Source organism: Ructibacterium gallinarum (assembly GCF_014982785.1).
In the GTDB taxonomy this organism is placed as follows: domain Bacteria; phylum Bacillota; class Clostridia; order Monoglobales; family Monoglobaceae; genus Ructibacterium; species Ructibacterium gallinarum.
The window spans coordinates 235,315-251,619 of the sequence record NZ_JADCKB010000001.1 but is presented as its reverse complement, the minus strand read 5'-3'; the positions used below and the strand labels follow the sequence as shown (position 1 = coordinate 251,619).

Genomic DNA, 16,305 nt, shown 5'->3' with positions numbered 1-16,305 from the left:
TTTATGCCCGTTTGCCTGTTTCTAAAATTGGGGCCTTTGCGGAGTATGTTGCGATAGATCAAGCTGCTATCTCAAAAATGCCTGCCGGTTATGATTTTACCACCGCCGCCGCAATACCTTTAACCGCTTTAACTGCATGGCAGGGAATAACAGAGGAATTGGAAGCAAAGCCGGGGGAAACCATTTTTATTTCCGGCGGCTCCGGCAGTTTTGGCCAGATAGCGGTTCCTATTGCAAAGGCGTTAGGGCTTCATGTCAGCATCTCAGGCAATAAACGCGCCAAGGAATTATTTCTCTCGGCCGGAGTAGATCAATATTTTGATTACCAAAAAGAGAATTACTGGGAATTTCTTTCCGATGTAGATTACGTTATTGATACCCTCGGATTCGGAGAATTTGAACACGAATTGTCTATATTGAAAACAGGCGGACGGCTATTGAGCCTGCGTACAAGCCCCAATAAGGAATATGCTGTACGCAACCATTTTCCTTTTTTCAAACGTATTTTGTTTTCATTAGCAGGTGCTAAATATGACAAATCTGCAAAAAATCAGGAAAAAGAATATCGTTTTATGTTTGTTCGTTCTGATGGTGCACAACTTCAGAAAATAACAAAAATTGTGGAACAAAATCATATTGTTCCCAGGATAGACTCCCATACTTTTACCATTGAACAGGCAAATGATGCTCTCCGGCTTGTAGCTCAAGGACATACAGACGGTAAAGTACTCATACAAATGCAATGAAGATTTTACTAATACAAACTACTGACAAGAAAGAGGTAAACTATGCTTAATACTGGAATTGATAAAATAATAACCGGAGGAATTGTATAATGAAACTTTATGAAATTTGTTTTAGTCCTACCGGTGGGACCAAAAAAGCAGCCGATATTTTGGCAAACGAAATTGGAGAAAATGTACTGTTTGTTGATTTAACAGATAGAAAAAATAAATTTTCTGATATTTTGCTCGCAGAAGACGATGTTGCGGTTATTGCCGTGCCGTCTTATGGTGGGCGCGTGCCGAAACCTGCGGTGAGACGGATAGCTGCCATAAAAGGAAACGGAGCCAGAGCTGTTCTTGTTTGTGTTTACGGTAACCGTGCTTACGAAGATACATTAGTTGAATTACAGGACACTGCAAAACGGTCCGGATTTCGCAATATTTCTGCCGTTGCTGCTGTTGCAGAACATTCTATTGCGCGCCGATATGCATCAGGTCGTCCGGATGAGCAAGACCGTGCACAGCTTGTTGAATTTACCAGAAAAATACAGTCAAAACTGTCTGATGAAAACGATACGGAACCCACAGTTCCCGGAAACCACCCATATAAAAAAAGAAGTGGTTCGGGCATGGTCCCAAAGGCATCAAAACACTGCATAAAGTGCGGTTTGTGCGCTGAGAAATGTCCTGTTTTAGCTATTGATAAAGATAATCCCAAAAAAGTAAACCGCAGTGCATGTATATCATGTATGCGATGTGTATCCATCTGTCCGCAGTCCGCAAGAAAGATAAGCCATATTATGCTCGCTGCCGTTAATGTAATGCTGAAGAATGTCTGCTCTGAACGCAAAAACTGTGAATTGTACCTCTAACGCTTAATATTAGTAAATCATTTTATAAAGACAATCCATTACTTTGATTAAATGGGTTGTTTTTTATTGGACACTTTTAGCTTGATAAAAGTGTCCAATAAAAAAAGGTTAATGTATATGTACCTTTTAACCAATTTTTGTATATGAAAACAGCCGATAACTGAGGACAAACCTCAAATTATCGGCTTTTTATACTTTTATGATTTTGCCGTAAGATGTTTCATCTTACAATTTTGCTATCTTTTTTTAATTTACCAGATTTTAACTCTGTCTTCCGGAGCAACCCACATTCCGTCGGTTTCTCCAATATTAAATGTTTCAAAAAATTCATCACAGTTTACCAAAACTCTGTTTACTCTTAATTTATCTGTGCTGTGCACATCTGCCTGCGCCGCATACTGATAATATGCACGGTTTGCTACCGATGCCCAGCAGTTTGCCATACTCTTGTAAAGGGTTTCAAAATCAGGATTTTCAAGTCCCGCAACAATTTCGGTAATGCACGCAACAGCGCCGTTATCCGCAACATTTTCACTTAAAGTAAGAGTTCCGTTCATTGGTATTCCCGGTATGCCTTCTTCACCGTCATAAAATGCAATCATATCTTCGCAAAGCGCATGAAATGCTGCATAATCTTCTTCAGTCCACCAGTCGGCGGCGTTTCCGTTTTCGTCAAACTTTGCACCGTTATTGTCAAATGCGTGGGTAATCTCATGGGCAATGATATAGCCGATTCCGCCTAAATTCTGTTCATAGGAGGCATTTACGTCATACATCGGCGCCTGCAAAATTGCCGCCGGGAAGGTAATGTCATTTTGTGTTGCACTGTAGCAGGCATTCACGGTAAACGGATACATCATCCACTGTGTTTTATCAACAGCCGTACCCTGGAGTGATAAGGCTTCTTCTTTTTGCGCTGCGAGTATGGAAAGCATATTTGTAAAATAGCTGCCCCCGTCAGTTGTGGATTTTATTTCTGCATTATCTATGGCCGTTTCCCACTCATCGGGATAACCGATTTTTATATTCATAGTCTCAAGCTTTTTCAGCGCTTTTTCTTTGGTTGTATCGCTCATCCAGGTAAGGTTTTGTATGCGGTTTCTGTAGACCGCAATAATATCCTGTACCATTTTTTCAACATCCTGCTTTGCCTCTTGGGTAAAATACCTTTCGGCATAGAGTTCTCCGATATAGTCAGGCATGGTGTTCTGTACCGTAAGAAGAGCGCGTTCCTCCGGTGTATAGCTCCCCGATACGCCCATAAAATCCTGGTTGAATTTATCTGACGCATCTATAAATTCCTGATTAAACGCCCCTCCCCAGCCTTGAAGAAGCGAAAGTTTTGCGGCAGCTTTTAATGTGTCGATATTATCATTATTAAAATACTCTGCATATGCTTTTGTAAGGCCGGTATCCCCGATAATGATATCATCTTCTAATTTAAGACCTGAATCGGCAAAAACCGTATCCATGTCAACTTCCGGGAACATTGCCTTTATTTCATCCATGGTATAGATATTGTATACCTTGTCAACATTTCCGGAATCTGCGGCATCAAGCATAGACTGCGCCATCAGCTTTTCCATCTCAAAATACTGATTTGCTTTTTTTGCAGCATCCTCTTCGGTTTCACCGCCAAGCATATACAGTGTCTTAATATATTCTAAATAAGCGTTTATCTGCTGCTCGGTTCCGTTTAGGCAGGTATCCTTGGGAAGTGTCGGAGAAGATACTGAGAAAACCAGCATATAGCTGTTGCTGTCCTTTAAATCTACCGTCAGACCAAATCCCATAAACTGTGCAACAAACAAATCTTTTGAAACAGTGCTTTGTACTTTAATCAAATCATTAATATTTTGTGCACTGTCTATCAGTTCAAGATATGGCTTAATAGGCTCTATGCCTTCTTTGTTTCTTGAATCCATATCGGCAACACTCTGATAAAAATCTGCAATTTTCTGCTCTTTTGTACCTTTTTCAAAGGTTTTGCCTATCATTTCAGCAAGAATCGTATTTACATCTTCCGTACTCTTATCCTGCAAATCATACAGCGTTCCGCTCATCACTCTTCCCGGCTGTATTTCAAGGCTGTTTAAGGTATCTTTATTAACAGCCGCATAAAAGTCATCCTTTAAATTTGTTCCGAACAGGGAATACACACGCTCAATAAATAATTCCATTTGTTTTTTCGTCACGCTCTCGTCAGGTGAGAAAATGCCTTCGGAGGTTCCTGCAACTATCCCTGCGTCAAACACATCGCTAAGCTCTGTTTTTGCCCATTCGGGAATATCAGAAAAGCTTTCCGCCGGAAGTGCCACCGTTTTGTTATACCCTGTGGGTTCGGGAAGTTCTCCGAATGCACGCTTTAACATCACAAGCGCCTCCGCGCGGGTGACAGACCAATCTTCATGAAGCTGTCCGTCCTCATATCCCTTGATAATATCCTCTTTCATAACATCAGGATTATAGTCATCTGCTGCAGTTAAAAGCATCTGTGCAACCTCGCCCCTTGAAGCATAATCATTCGATGAACCGTTATCCTGCGCCAATACTGCCGGCATATTTGCAAGCATAAGCAAACAAAGTGCAATTGAAATCATTTTTTTCTTCATTTTCATCTCTCCTATTCTAAACATATTTATATGATTTTTACTGTCTTAACCTGAATGTTTTCGGTGCAAGGCGGTAAACCAATATACATGCAATCATACAATATAAAACGCAGAATATAATGGTAAGCGTACCGAAAACAATGGTAGGCATTCTGATTTTTATCATATAGTAGCAAACAAAATATGTTGCAATTTTTACAACCTGATACATACCATTTTTTATTTCCGTTGCGGCATTATATGGCTGCATCAGGTAATATATCGTTAAGTAGTGTACCGAGAAAAAGACGCTCATACACAAAATTGATACAATGATAACTGCATAATTCAGCGGATTGTCCGTTCCTCCCGTTACAAACAGCAAAAGCGCAAGTCCCGCACCGATAACCAAAGCCGGAAGTGCGTTGATTTTCATAATTTCTCTTAGGCGAATGGCAAATAATTTCAAAATCATTCCCGGCTGTTTATAAAACGGGTATGTCAAAAGACTGTGGTCGCAGTTTACAAACAATGCCTGTGTAAAACCCGTTCCGCGGTTTATCAAATACATAATAAACACAAAATACGGGAGCCAGTTTAAAATCAAATGATTCGTTGTTTCCTTAATCGCAGGGAACAGATAAGAGGCTATTACAGCTCCAACGGTTAATACAATACAGACATATGTAATCATCTTTGACGCGCTCCAAAGAATATCCTTATGTCTTTTGATAAATAACTCATTTAAGTATTCAAATCCTCTGCGGCTGCTTGTTATGCTTGTGTCAGTCGATATATGTTTTTCTGACTGCTTTCTTAAAGCCTGTGTTTTTTTATCGGTAAACGGCTGCGTCTGTGAAAATAAATCCTGAAATACCGCTTTATATTCATCAAATCTTATGACCTTTACCGCACCGATCATCCCCATAGGTACAAAGGCGATAAACAATATTGTGCTTACAGTCTTTGGAATTGCTAAACCTGCCGCCGGCAGTCCGCCAGAAAGAATAACCATCAAAGCCACAAACGCCCATAAAAATTTTCCGAGCCTATTTTCATTATACGCAAATCCACGTTTTTCATAATCCCAAAGCGACGAGGCGGCAACAAAAAGCTTCAGCCCCGCAATGGAAAAGGGCAATACAATACTCAGCCATAGCGGAACATTTAGAAGCGGTCGCATTAAAATCATAAAAGGCAAAAAACCAATTATCACTTTTAAAATGGCGTAGCCGTAGTTGATTAAAACATACTGCTTTGTATCCATGCGCATCAAAAATACCGCATAATATTTTTCCTTTGATGGGTTAAATAAATTGGTATTTAAAAATGCTCCTATGACGGTGAGAAACAAAAGCATATGCAAAAACAATTCGCTTTTATTTAAATATCCGTCATATCCGAAGAAGATAACCCCATAAATACAGAAAAGATAAATGAGCTTTCCCAGGAAGGCTGAAAGAAATTCCCATATAACCGACAGAATATTTGCAAATATTTTTAAACCCTTTACACCGTATAATGCAGAAGGCAATATCTTTTTTAAAATCAGCATCTGCTTTAAAGCGTATAATATACTGTTTACACGGTATGTATTTTTCAGCGCAAAGGAGATTTTGAGTGTTTTATTCATTCCCGTCCTCCCGCAATGCTTCAATGATCTTATCCTTAAAGTCCTTATTACCAAGATTCACTTTTTCAACCAGTTCCAGTTCTCCATGGCTTAACAGTACGATTTCATCACACAAATCAAGCGCCAAATCGAGAATATGCGTAGAAAAAATAATAATACACTCTTGTTTTAAGTTTCTTAGCAATTGTTTCATTTCTTCCGCAACCACCACATCAAGAGAAGTAAGCGGTTCATCCAAAAGCAGAATATTCGGTCTTGCTATGATATTTACAAGCATCTGCATTTTATTTTTCATTCCGTGAGAATAATCTTTTAACAGCTTGTCACGGTCAGCAGGTGCAATGCTCATATAATCAAAATATTCATCAATAGACTTTTTATCTGTAATTGACTTTTCATTAATATCTATAAAAAATTTCAAAAATTCCCGCCCGGTCAAAAATTCTGGCACCGTAGGGGTAGAGAGAACATATCCGATGTCATCTGCCTTTACCTCTCGGCGTTGCCCGTTTTCTTCAAAGAAAAAGTCTCCGCCGTCCGCCTTTAAATCACGGTTTAAGCAGTTAAACAGTGTGGTCTTACCTGCGCCGTTTCGTCCCAGCAAACCATAAATCTTTCCTTTTTCAAAGGTAAAATCTATATCCTTTAAAACCTCTTTTTTCTCAAAACTTTTTGATAAATGCTCTATGGTAAATTTTATATTGTTATCCATTGATTAGATCTCCTTTTCAAGCTTAAATCGGCAAAATATTGCATATCCTTCCACAAACAAATATGTCGCTACCATCAGCAGCACCGCCGCAAGCTCTACCTGCATCAGTGCAAAAGAGAGCATCAATGCGCCATATACGAAGGTCATCATATCAAAAGCTTTTGCCTTGGAACGGGCTGCAAGCACAATATTCCGTTCGTCATTTTTTTCTATTTCCATTTGTTTTACAATATCCGGACTGTTTTTAAGCAATCGTCCGCTTGCAATTTCACCCATGCCATGTCCGAAAAGACCGCATCCCACACCAATGAATATGTATGGTAAAACACGAACAAATCCTGTTGGTTCTTCCACAAATTTTAACACCATCAGCCCTGCTATAAGCAAAATAATGCCTATAACAGATGTTATATACATTCCTGCCTTCTTGTTCATTGCTCATCCTCCTCATAAATGAAAATATCTTCAATTTTCATATTGAAATATCTTGCGATTTTAAACGCCAAGATTATGGAAGGATTATATCTGCCGTTTTCAAGTGATCCGATGGTTTGTCTTGAGACTTCAAGGGCTGCCGCAAGCTCTTCCTGTTTAATACCCTGCCTTTTTCTGATCTCTTCCAGTCGGTTTTTCATATTCTCCCCCCTTTAAGCATATGGAAAGTTTACTTTCCGTATGCTTAGTATATCATGCGAGAGGAGAAATGTCAAGTATACTTTCCATAAAACGAACAAAAGATTAAGCTGTTATTTGAAAGCAAGAACATAATCTTTCATAGTTTCCTGTTCACCTATTTGTAACGCAAAGCAGTATACAGGCTGATAGAAACCTTTTGTATCTGCTATCCAGTCCAAAGTGGTTTTTAAAACCGTTATTTTTACTTTTTTCAATGCAAACACTCCTTTTAATCAATTAGGTTACAATCCCAAAATAGAAACCCCATTATACTTTAAGCCGTTGTTCAGCACGCGAAGTTTTTCTTAGCATTCTGTGATAAGAAGGATCTTCAGGCTTTGAATAAACGAATCATAAAAATTTCTGAAACATTGACAAGCTGACGGTTAACCATAGCTCTAAGCGGTGCATTTTCTTTTTTTAATTTCTGCCAGTGAAAAGATAAGGCATAATAGTTAACGGGAAGTTTTTGACCGTAAGATGCCATACTTTACCTCCAATCATTCTGATTTATAGCTTCATTTTTAAATAAATCATATCAACCAATTGCACCCCGTCTTCATAGATAGGATGATCATAATTATCGGTAAAAAAGTTTTTGAGTCTATGGGAATACTCGAATCCGCATGCCTTATAAAATCCTATGGTAGACGGAACGTCTCCTGTCCCAACCTGCAAAACATCATATTTTAATTTATAGTGATCTGCAATAAATGATATCAAGGCTTTGCCATAGCCCATTCCTTGATGTGTCGGGACTGTTGCAATGTTTTTAATCTCTAAAATTCCGAATCCCTCATCTGTAACGATACACTCGCTTTTTACGCCGTTATCGTTAAGTACGTACATGGTTCCTTTTTCAATATAACGGTCAATCATGTTCTCCTGCTCATCTGCCAAAAGCAGAAGAGATAGATATTGTTTTTTGTTTTCTTTTACTTCTTTCATTTCCACCAAGATCACTCCAAACCCATTTTATACTGGATTTTTTCGGAATATATCCACCGCATGGCTTGAAACGCCTAAAAAAATTCACGCTCACAGGTGGAGAAGTGGTATTTTAAATACACAGGATTCTATCATCTGTAACGATATCCCACACTCTTTGAATATCACAATCAAATGTTGCTTTTATACTTGAAACCGGCATATGTAATACTCCTTTTTCACTTCATATAAATTACAAAAGCTCTCTCAGCTTATCCAAAAACGCTTCTTCGCCAAAGATATTGAGCTTAAAAAACATTGCCTGACTTCCGCCGGCGGTAATTGCTGAAAGATGAATCATACCGTCATCACCTTGAAACAGGGTAACGCTTAGGCTTACACGGTTTGAGCCAGTCCAGCTGTAACGCTCAAAAACACGGACGCTGCACCGTGTGCTGCCGCTTTCAAAATCGCTGGAATCCTCAAGCGACGCCGACATACTGCCGTTTAAGATACCAGTTTCAATTTTGTTAAGTATCTGATCAAAATCACCATAAACTGTTTGTTCTAATTTCGCCATAATATCACTCCTCACAAATCCATTTCGATGCCCAGTTGAGCAATAACTTAGAATAATCTCTAAATTCTTGCTCTGACAGCTTTTCTTTGTTTTTAACTCTATACCGGTTCTTAAAACAAGTTCTTCTTTATCATTCAAAAGAGGAAGAAGCTGTGCCTTTTTCTTTTTATACCGACCTGTATTCAAAAATGCAATTGCCTGCAGGGTAAAGGAGGCTGATTTATACAGGCTTTTTAATATATCTTCGCTCTTCTCGTGCACTAAATTATGTACGCACATATGATACACGTTGCAGGCACCTATCCGAATTGCACGCCGGATGTCTTCCTCATGGATATTATTTAAAAGTTCATCCAATGATCCCAGTATGGGGGTCGTGTCATAATAAAACTGGAACAGGTCTGCCGGCTCCCATGAAAGCAATTCATTTTTGCCTGAAACGAATCCACATACCTTATCCCGGTTTGGGAGAGCATCAAGTATTTTGCTGTAGATGTCTAAATCTTCTATTGACACAGAATCTAAAATCAGTGCCATGTCAATATCACTTTGGTCTGTCGCCTCACCGCGTCCATAGCTTCCCTGAAGCCCAAGAAACCATATTCTATCGTGAAACTGCTTTTGCACTGCTGATATGTACTTTTTCACCCACTCATCTATCGCAAAGCTCATTTTCTCCTCCTTAAAACCACATAGATGATTCTCCTGAAAATTCCGGAGTAGCTCCGTTTCTGTACGGGTCATAGCGATTACAATTACATCCGAATTCCTTGAGGAATTCTATTTCATCATCTTTTGACCAACGAACAAGGGAAACTCCATCAAATGCTTCAACTTTTCCATCATTCATCTTATTTTCAAAGTACCACTCTACAATCGTTTTATCCTCGGTATGAATCATTTGTTTAATGTCCCATACGAAAACTGTTCCGCGTGTGTTCCATTCATCAAACCAGTGTTTTATCTTTTTTGCGCCTTTATATTCAGGTCCCCAGCTTTCAATATATACAGCATCATCCGAAAATAAATCTAAAATTCCAAGGTCATTTTTTTGAAGCCACATATCAAACCATAATCTGATTTTTTGCTCTCTGATATTCATGGTATTCCTCCGGTGAATTTAGTTTTTTTACCATAACACATTCTCCGTTATTTTCTTTTACAGTTTCGAACCCCAATTTACTGTATAAGCCCATGGCATAATTTTCTTTTTGTACGGATAAAGAAGCCCTTTTATATCCTTTGTCTGTCAAAAACTTTATCATCTTCTTCATCAGCCCTGTACCAATACCTTGATTTCGATATTCAGGATACAAAGAAATAGAAAAGCAAGGAGTTTTATCATCAATATGACCGTATTGCTTTGATGTACGTACCCAAACTGCACCCACTATTTTTTCATCCGCTTCTGCAACAAGACAGAAATCATCTTTATCCTGCCCGAAATTTTCAATCGTGCACCATAGCTCCGGTTCATATATAACCGATCTGGGTACGGGATCTTTATACCAATCCGGAATGAATATGGCGTGATATAAAAAATCTTCAAGCAAACCATATTCATCCGGTTTCATAGGCCGAATTAAATATTCCATTATATAAATTGCCTTTCTATAGTATCTAAATATAGCTTATTTCAGTTTCCCATAAATGCAGAGATCATATATTTTATCGTTTTTTGAAACAGCCTGTTTCATAATCCCTTCAAGTTGAAAACCATTTTTCTCAAGTACACGTCTTGAAGCAGTGTTGGGTTCGTAAACATAGCCGGTGATTCTTATAATATTTAATTTGTTGAAAGCTATTTCACAGATTTGCCTTACTGCTTCTGTAGCAATACCCTTTGACCATTCATCGCTCAACAGCATATAACCTATTTCAGCATCCCTGCAATACACATCATTCTTAGGTTCAACAGAAATGCTTCCGACGGGTCTTCCGTCAGCTATTATTAAACGGAAGACGCTATCCACGCCATCATGATTTTTCACCATATTAAGCCACCAATCAGCCGACTCATCTGTATATGGGAAGGGCAGTCTGTTTGCTAAATATGTTCTGTCAACTTCATTGCAAATTTTTATTAAGCTTTCCTTATCTTCAAAGGACCATTTCTTTAATTCTATATTCAAAACCAACACCTCCAATACGTATCATGCTAAACTTATGATTTTTTTGATTTTATAGACAATACCTCACTAAATCATTAATCGTATTCTTATCGGAAAAATCAAACTTTCCGCCGTAGCTTTCTATCACTGCCTGGTCAGAGTCGCTTCTCTCATTTTCCGGCTTTTTAGAAAGCATTGTTTTCATAAACCACATCATACACTGATGAATAAAAGACATTTTCCCATAATCCATACCGCCTCTAAAGTGAAACAGCTTTATTTTAGAAAACATTTCTTCGGGCATTTGTTTTTTTGCATAAGATACAATGTTCTTAATGTTTTCTGCGTCGTTCACATCGGCTACGCCAACCGTAAACACAATTATTTTTTTATATTTGATTTTATCGTAATTCTTTATCAGCGTTTTAATACCGTTGATTTTTCCGGCATATAATCCGCCGCCGAAAATAATAGTTTTGTAATCTTTATTAAAATCAACTGCGCTAATCTCTACACAATCACACTGTAGTTTCTCCGCAATCCACTGTGCATACTGTTTGGTAAAGCCATACTCAGATTTATATAGAACAATTATTTTGTTTTGCATTTATTTACACCGCCTTGCCATTCCTTTTTTAAAATTGCATACTGAATGGTATTTTCATAGTGGGGCGTGCCGTCTGGATTATTCACAAAAGATATAAATTCCAAAAACATGCCTTCTTTTCGCATACCTAGTTTTTCACACAGTTTTTGGCTTGACAAATTATAATCCTCCGTATAGGCATAAACGCGCCTTGCTCCTTTTTCCCGAAACAAATAATCGAAGAAAGCGCATGCTGCTTCATATGCATATCCTTTACCCTGGTAAGCTCTGTTTAGCATCCAGCAGGGACTGAAAGCGTCAAGAGGAGCGGTGGTATCATGCGGCTTGCCTCGCTCCGGGTAAGCGTCTATTTCACCAATTACTTTGCCCGTTTCTTTTAGTACAATGGCAAAATAATACTCGGTTTCTACAGCGCGTTTTTTCATTTCCTCTTTGGCTTTTTCCAAAGAATCAAGTTTCATGCTGACAAAACAGTTAACAGCAGGCTTTTTTAAATATTCCAATACATCTTCTGCGTCGCTTTCCAAGAAAGGACGAAGTATAAGGCGTTTCGTTTCAATCATATTTCCCTCCATGTTTTAAATGATGCTTTAATCCGTATCCATAGACACAATATAAACATCCAATACATCTGCGGACTGTGAACTGAGATAGGACTTTGCTATATCATTCGCCGTAATGTCCAAGTCATTAGTAAGTACAATATATTCCGCATCCCCAAAAGAATACTCTGTTTTGCCTTCAACTTTCATAATGAATTTATACTGTGAAAGGTCCTTTTCCGGATCATATAACTTCTTAAAAATCTCCCAATCATTCTCAATGGGTATTTCGATAGTATCTTCTGCCATACCGATTTGGTATCCGCTGCAGTTTGTATCATTTAGTTCAAAATTGGACTCATTATCATTTTGAGGGATTTCATATTTTTCTGCCGCTTTTGCAAAGTGGCCGTCCAAAGTTCCGCATCTGCCGCTTATATCGTTGTCTTCACCTGTTTCATAATACAAGAATCCGCCTACCTTAACTACCTTTACCGGTTCTTTTTCCGAACGATACTTTGATTCTTTTCCAGAGCTTACAATCACATTTGTGGGGCCATCTGAGCCGCCAATCATTCCAATAGATATTGCATCACATCCTGTCATAGCTGCTATAATTACCAACGAAAATAAAAGGGAACATAATTTCTTCATGCTACACCTCCATCATTGTATTTTTCATTCTTCTGGAACAACTTCCATAATATCACCAATATCACATTTTAAAACATGACAAATATTTACCAAAACTGATAAGGCAACAAGCTCATTTCTGTTCAATTTGGTCAGTGTTGAAGAAGAAAAACCTGCCGCATGTCTAAGTGAAACTTTAGACATGCCTTTTTCTACAAGCATAATCCACAATTTCTTATAATTTACCATCATACAGCAATCCTCCATGATCTATTCCTTATATGTATTATACTATTTTATGAAGCCTGTTTCAAGACTTTTCACGAGTTTTGCAGTTTTCTCAACAATTTTTTCTAATGTAAATTACTAAAAAGCATATCTCATGATAAATTATAAGTATTGGACATTTCAACTGAAGCAGCTTATAATATAAATAGATAAATAAGTATGATCTTTATTATAAAAATGGTACAACATTAAATTTATATATGGAGGATGAAAAACATGAAATTTGATTTTACCTACTTTAACCCCACCAAAATTTATTTTGGCAAAACGGCGCTTGAGAACCTTTCTTCCGAGCTTGCAAATTATGGCGACACAGTGCTCTTGGTGTATGGAAAAGGTTCTGTAAAAAAGAGCGGGCTCTATGATAAAATGATCAAAATCCTAAATGAAGCAGGCAAAAAGATTGTAGAGCTTGCGGGAATAAAATCCAATCCTTCCTATAAGCAGATGATGGAGGGCGCAAGGCTTGTACGGGAAAATCATGCGGATTTAATTTTAGCGGTAGGCGGCGGTTCCGTCATTGATTGTGCGAAAGCCATTTCCATTTCGGCATATTGTAAAGGCGACCCATGGCAGAGATATTGGATTGATTATGAAGAAGTTGACAATGAAATTGTTCCGGTAGGGGCTGTCCTAACCATGGCAGGCACCGGTTCTGAAATGAACGGCGGTTCGGTGATTACCAATGAGGAGAAAATGCTGAAAAACGGCAGAGTGTATCCGCCCAACGTCTATCCAAAATTCTCAATCCTAAATCCAGAGTACACTTACACTGTCCCCAAATATCAGATGGCAAGCGGTATTTTTGATACCTTCTCACATCTTTTGGAGCAGTATTTTTCCGGAACAGATGACAATACCACCGATTATGTGATTGAGGGAGTACTCCGGTCTTTAACACACAGTGCACGTGCCGCCTTGAAAAATCCAGAGGATTATGAGGCCAGAAGCAACATCATGTGGTGCGCCACCATTGGATTAAACACGATTACAGGGCTTTCAAAGGAGCAGGACTGGGAAGTGCATATGATAGAGCATCAGCTTGGGGCGTATACAGACTGCGCGCACGGCGCGGGACTTGCGGCCATTTCAACCGCGTATTATAAGTATATTTATAAATTCGGCATTGACAAATTTGTCCGTTTCGCTAAAAACGTATGGGATGTCAATACGGATACGTTAAGCAAAGAGGAAGCGGCAATGGCAGGTATTGAAAAACTTAGTAATTTTATCAGAGAGCTTGGACTTCCTTCGTCTCTGCGTGAGCTTGGCGCAACGGAAGAAATGCTGCCTCTTATCGCGAAATCCACCATACAGGGCGGCGGATACAAACAAATGGACGAAAATGATATTTTAACCGTCTTAAAAAACTGCTATTGATTTTTAAAGTCAGGAGGTAAGTTATCATGAAAAAAATGTTATCGGTTTTACTGGTTCTATGCTGTATTTTTACCATGTGCTTTACAACCAGCTGCGCCGCACAGGGTATAGAGGAAGAAAATAATACCGTGATCGTTTTGACAATCGGAAACCCTGTCATGACCGTAAACGGAAGTACAGCAGAAATTGATCCGGGACGCGGAACGGCTCCTGTTATTGAAAATGACAGAACACTTATCCCCGTTCGTTCTCTGATTGAAACAATGGGCGGAACGGTTGGCTGGAACGAAGAAACCCAAACGGCAATATTGACTTATGGCGAAGATGAAATTCGTTTGACGTTAAACATTGCTACAGCGTATTTCAATGACCAAGCGCAAACCCTTGATGTCGCGCCGGTATCCATCAATGACCGCACTATGCTTCCGATCCGGTTTATCTCAGAAAGTTTTGAGTTTGCGGTTGAGTGGAATGGCGATGCCCAGACGGTTACCATAACAAAAAACGCTGAAAAAGAGGATACAACCTCACAGCCGGCAGTTGATAATCCGGCGGATACACAGGAAAACACGCAATCGCAGGCAATTGTGGTGCATTTTTCCGCTACAGGCAACACCAAGGCTTTGGCGCAGACCATAGCCCAGGCGGCAGACGCCGACTTGTGGGAAATTATCCCTCAGGAACCTTACACAACAGAAGATTTAAATTATAACAATGATGACTGCCGTGCTAATATCGAAATGAAGGACGAAACAAGCCGCCCGGCAATATCAGAAACAATAGAAAATATAGAAACGTATGATACCATATTCTTAGGTTACCCGATTTGGTGGGGTACGATGCCGAGAATTATCAATACTTTTTTAGAGACATATGATTTATCGGGTAAAACCATTCTGCCGTTTTGCACAAGCGGCGGCAGCGGCATATCCGCCTCCGTTTCAGCAATCAAAAGCGCCTGCCCGAACGCAGACGTAAAAGAAGGCTTACGCGGAACAAGCTCGACAACGGCGGAACAGGCGAAAGAATGGATGACGGAAAACGGTTATGAAAATAATGAAACAAACGAAACCTCTCAAATATCAGAGGAACGTAAAATACGTCTTTCCTGGGAGGACAAAGAAGTAATCATTGCTATGGAAAATAACAAAACAGCTGATGATTTTATTTCAAAGTTACCTATGACGGTTGTTTTTGAAGACTATAACAATACCGAAAAAATCGCCTATCTCGATAATGAGCTTGTAAAAGATGAAGAGGCGGCAGGCTGTCAGCCAGAGCCGGGAACGTTTGCGCTTTACGCACCGTGGGGTAACCTTGCGCTGTTCTATCAAAATTGGAGCTATTCAGATGACCTTGTTCCGTTAGGCAGTATAGAATCAGGAGCGGAATATGTAGAATTTTTAGAAGGAACGATATATGCAGAAATATATTGAAGTGGCAGGCGATTTTGATTTATGACGGAAATAGAAAAAATGATGACAGGCCTTTCTTACGATTGTGCAGATACGGACATCAAAGATTTACACATGCGCGGAAAGCGGATGATGTGGGAATTTAACCGTATTGAACCGGATGATATTGTATCGCAGCATGATATCCTTTGTAAAATGCTTGGAGCTTTGGGCGAAAGAGCGCGCATCAATCAGCCTCTCTGTATTGACTATGGCTGCAACATTTATCTTGGAAAAGATAGTTTTATCAATATGAATTGTACTCTGCTTGACGCGAATAAAATCATAATTGGCGACCGGACACTGCTTGCGCCGGATGTAAAAATTTACACCGCGGTTCATCCTAAAAACGGCTCCGAAAGATACACCGAGTCAGGGAAGCTGGTCACATCCACAAAACCGGTCAGCATTGGAAGCGACACCTGGATCGGCGGCGGAAGTATCATTCTTCCCGGTGTCAGAATAGGAAATAATGTTACGATCGGCGCCGGGAGCGTTGTTACACACGATATCCCGGATAATTCCGTCGCATACGGAGTACCATGCCGCGTAATGGAAAGACAGGAAGTGTAAAA

Annotated in this window: 21 protein-coding genes; 5 read left to right on the top strand and 16 right to left on the bottom strand. The window is 39.3% G+C overall.

The window, feature by feature from the left end; all coding sequences use genetic code 11:
• The first annotated feature begins 77 nt into the window (after positions 1-77).
• Positions 78-746, top strand: coding sequence for an NADP-dependent oxidoreductase (locus INF28_RS01205; RefSeq protein WP_226391676.1), 669 nt, complete (start codon positions 78-80; stop codon positions 744-746).
• A gap of 89 nt (positions 747-835) precedes the next feature.
• A complete protein-coding gene (locus INF28_RS01200) occupies positions 836-1,597 on the top strand; it encodes a 4Fe-4S binding protein (RefSeq protein WP_226391632.1) in 762 nt (253 codons plus the stop codon).
• A gap of 251 nt (positions 1,598-1,848) precedes the next feature.
• Here the strand turns inward: INF28_RS01200 and INF28_RS01195 are convergent, their stop codons facing one another.
• The 16 genes from INF28_RS01195 to INF28_RS01120 all read right to left on the bottom strand — a co-directional run bounded on the left by INF28_RS01195 (position 1,849) and on the right by INF28_RS01120 (position 12,860).
• A complete protein-coding gene (locus INF28_RS01195) occupies positions 1,849-4,209 on the bottom strand; it encodes a M13-type metalloendopeptidase (protein WP_226391631.1) in 2,361 nt (786 codons plus the stop codon).
• A gap of 37 nt (positions 4,210-4,246) precedes the next feature.
• A complete protein-coding gene (locus tag INF28_RS01190; protein WP_226391630.1) occupies positions 4,247-5,821 on the bottom strand; it encodes a hypothetical protein in 1,575 nt (524 codons plus the stop codon).
• Complete coding sequence (locus tag INF28_RS01185) at positions 5,814-6,521, bottom strand: ABC transporter ATP-binding protein (RefSeq protein ID WP_226391675.1); 708 nt, start codon at positions 6,519-6,521, stop codon at positions 5,814-5,816. Before INF28_RS01185 ends, INF28_RS01190 begins: the two co-directional genes overlap by 8 nt.
• 15 nt (positions 6,522-6,536) lie before the next feature.
• On the bottom strand, positions 6,537-6,968 hold the full coding sequence (locus tag INF28_RS01180) for a hypothetical protein (protein ID WP_226391629.1): 432 nt from the start codon (positions 6,966-6,968) through the stop codon (positions 6,537-6,539).
• Positions 6,965-7,168 (bottom strand): helix-turn-helix transcriptional regulator, encoded by a 204-nt coding sequence (locus INF28_RS01175; protein ID WP_226391628.1) that lies wholly within the window; start codon positions 7,166-7,168, stop codon positions 6,965-6,967. Before INF28_RS01175 ends, INF28_RS01180 begins: the two co-directional genes overlap by 4 nt.
• Before the next feature lie 111 nt (positions 7,169-7,279).
• Complete coding sequence (locus INF28_RS01170; RefSeq protein ID WP_226391627.1) at positions 7,280-7,423, bottom strand: hypothetical protein; 144 nt, start codon at positions 7,421-7,423, stop codon at positions 7,280-7,282.
• A gap of 116 nt (positions 7,424-7,539) precedes the next feature.
• Positions 7,540-7,695 carry a DUF3658 domain-containing protein gene (locus INF28_RS01165; protein WP_226391626.1) on the bottom strand — a complete coding sequence of 52 codons (156 nt, stop codon included), beginning with the start codon at positions 7,693-7,695 and terminating at the stop codon, positions 7,540-7,542.
• Between the two features lie 23 nt (positions 7,696-7,718).
• A complete protein-coding gene (locus INF28_RS01160) occupies positions 7,719-8,156 on the bottom strand; it encodes a GNAT family N-acetyltransferase (protein ID WP_264175651.1) in 438 nt (145 codons plus the stop codon).
• Positions 8,157-8,388: 232 nt separating this feature from the next.
• On the bottom strand, positions 8,389-9,387 hold the full coding sequence (locus INF28_RS13055) for a DUF6054 family protein (protein ID WP_404815129.1): 999 nt from the start codon (positions 9,385-9,387) through the stop codon (positions 8,389-8,391).
• A gap of 10 nt (positions 9,388-9,397) precedes the next feature.
• Positions 9,398-9,817: a nuclear transport factor 2 family protein gene (locus tag INF28_RS01150; RefSeq protein WP_226391624.1), complete on the bottom strand. Its 420-nt coding sequence runs from the start codon at positions 9,815-9,817 to the stop codon at positions 9,398-9,400.
• Complete coding sequence (locus tag INF28_RS01145; protein WP_450099715.1) at positions 9,780-10,289, bottom strand: N-acetyltransferase family protein; 510 nt, start codon at positions 10,287-10,289, stop codon at positions 9,780-9,782. Before INF28_RS01145 ends, INF28_RS01150 begins: the two co-directional genes overlap by 38 nt.
• Positions 10,290-10,346: 57 nt before the next feature.
• Positions 10,347-10,847, bottom strand: coding sequence for a GNAT family N-acetyltransferase (locus tag INF28_RS01140; RefSeq protein ID WP_226391622.1), 501 nt, complete (start codon positions 10,845-10,847; stop codon positions 10,347-10,349).
• 49 nt (positions 10,848-10,896) lie between these two features.
• Positions 10,897-11,433 (bottom strand): flavodoxin domain-containing protein, encoded by a 537-nt coding sequence (locus tag INF28_RS01135; protein WP_226391621.1) that lies wholly within the window; start codon positions 11,431-11,433, stop codon positions 10,897-10,899.
• On the bottom strand, positions 11,418-11,996 hold the full coding sequence (locus INF28_RS01130) for a GNAT family N-acetyltransferase (RefSeq protein WP_226391620.1): 579 nt from the start codon (positions 11,994-11,996) through the stop codon (positions 11,418-11,420). The genes INF28_RS01135 and INF28_RS01130 overlap by 16 nt, the downstream gene beginning before the upstream one ends.
• 27 nt (positions 11,997-12,023) lie before the next feature.
• Positions 12,024-12,629 carry a hypothetical protein gene (locus INF28_RS01125; RefSeq protein WP_226391619.1) on the bottom strand — a complete coding sequence of 202 codons (606 nt, stop codon included), beginning with the start codon at positions 12,627-12,629 and terminating at the stop codon, positions 12,024-12,026.
• A gap of 24 nt (positions 12,630-12,653) precedes the next feature.
• A complete protein-coding gene (locus INF28_RS01120; protein ID WP_226391618.1) occupies positions 12,654-12,860 on the bottom strand; it encodes a helix-turn-helix domain-containing protein in 207 nt (68 codons plus the stop codon).
• A gap of 252 nt (positions 12,861-13,112) precedes the next feature.
• Between INF28_RS01120 and INF28_RS01115 the strand changes: the two genes are divergently transcribed.
• The 3 genes from INF28_RS01115 to INF28_RS01105 are packed head-to-tail and all read left to right on the top strand — an operon-like array spanning position 13,113 to position 16,303.
• Positions 13,113-14,276, top strand: a complete 1,164-nt coding sequence (locus tag INF28_RS01115; RefSeq protein WP_226391617.1) for an iron-containing alcohol dehydrogenase — start codon at positions 13,113-13,115, stop codon at positions 14,274-14,276.
• A gap of 26 nt (positions 14,277-14,302) precedes the next feature.
• Complete coding sequence (locus tag INF28_RS01110; protein WP_226391616.1) at positions 14,303-15,712, top strand: flavodoxin; 1,410 nt, start codon at positions 14,303-14,305, stop codon at positions 15,710-15,712.
• A 21-nt stretch (positions 15,713-15,733) separates the two neighbouring features.
• Positions 15,734-16,303 carry a sugar O-acetyltransferase gene (locus INF28_RS01105; RefSeq protein ID WP_226391615.1) on the top strand — a complete coding sequence of 190 codons (570 nt, stop codon included), beginning with the start codon at positions 15,734-15,736 and terminating at the stop codon, positions 16,301-16,303.
• Positions 16,304-16,305 lie beyond the last annotated feature (2 nt).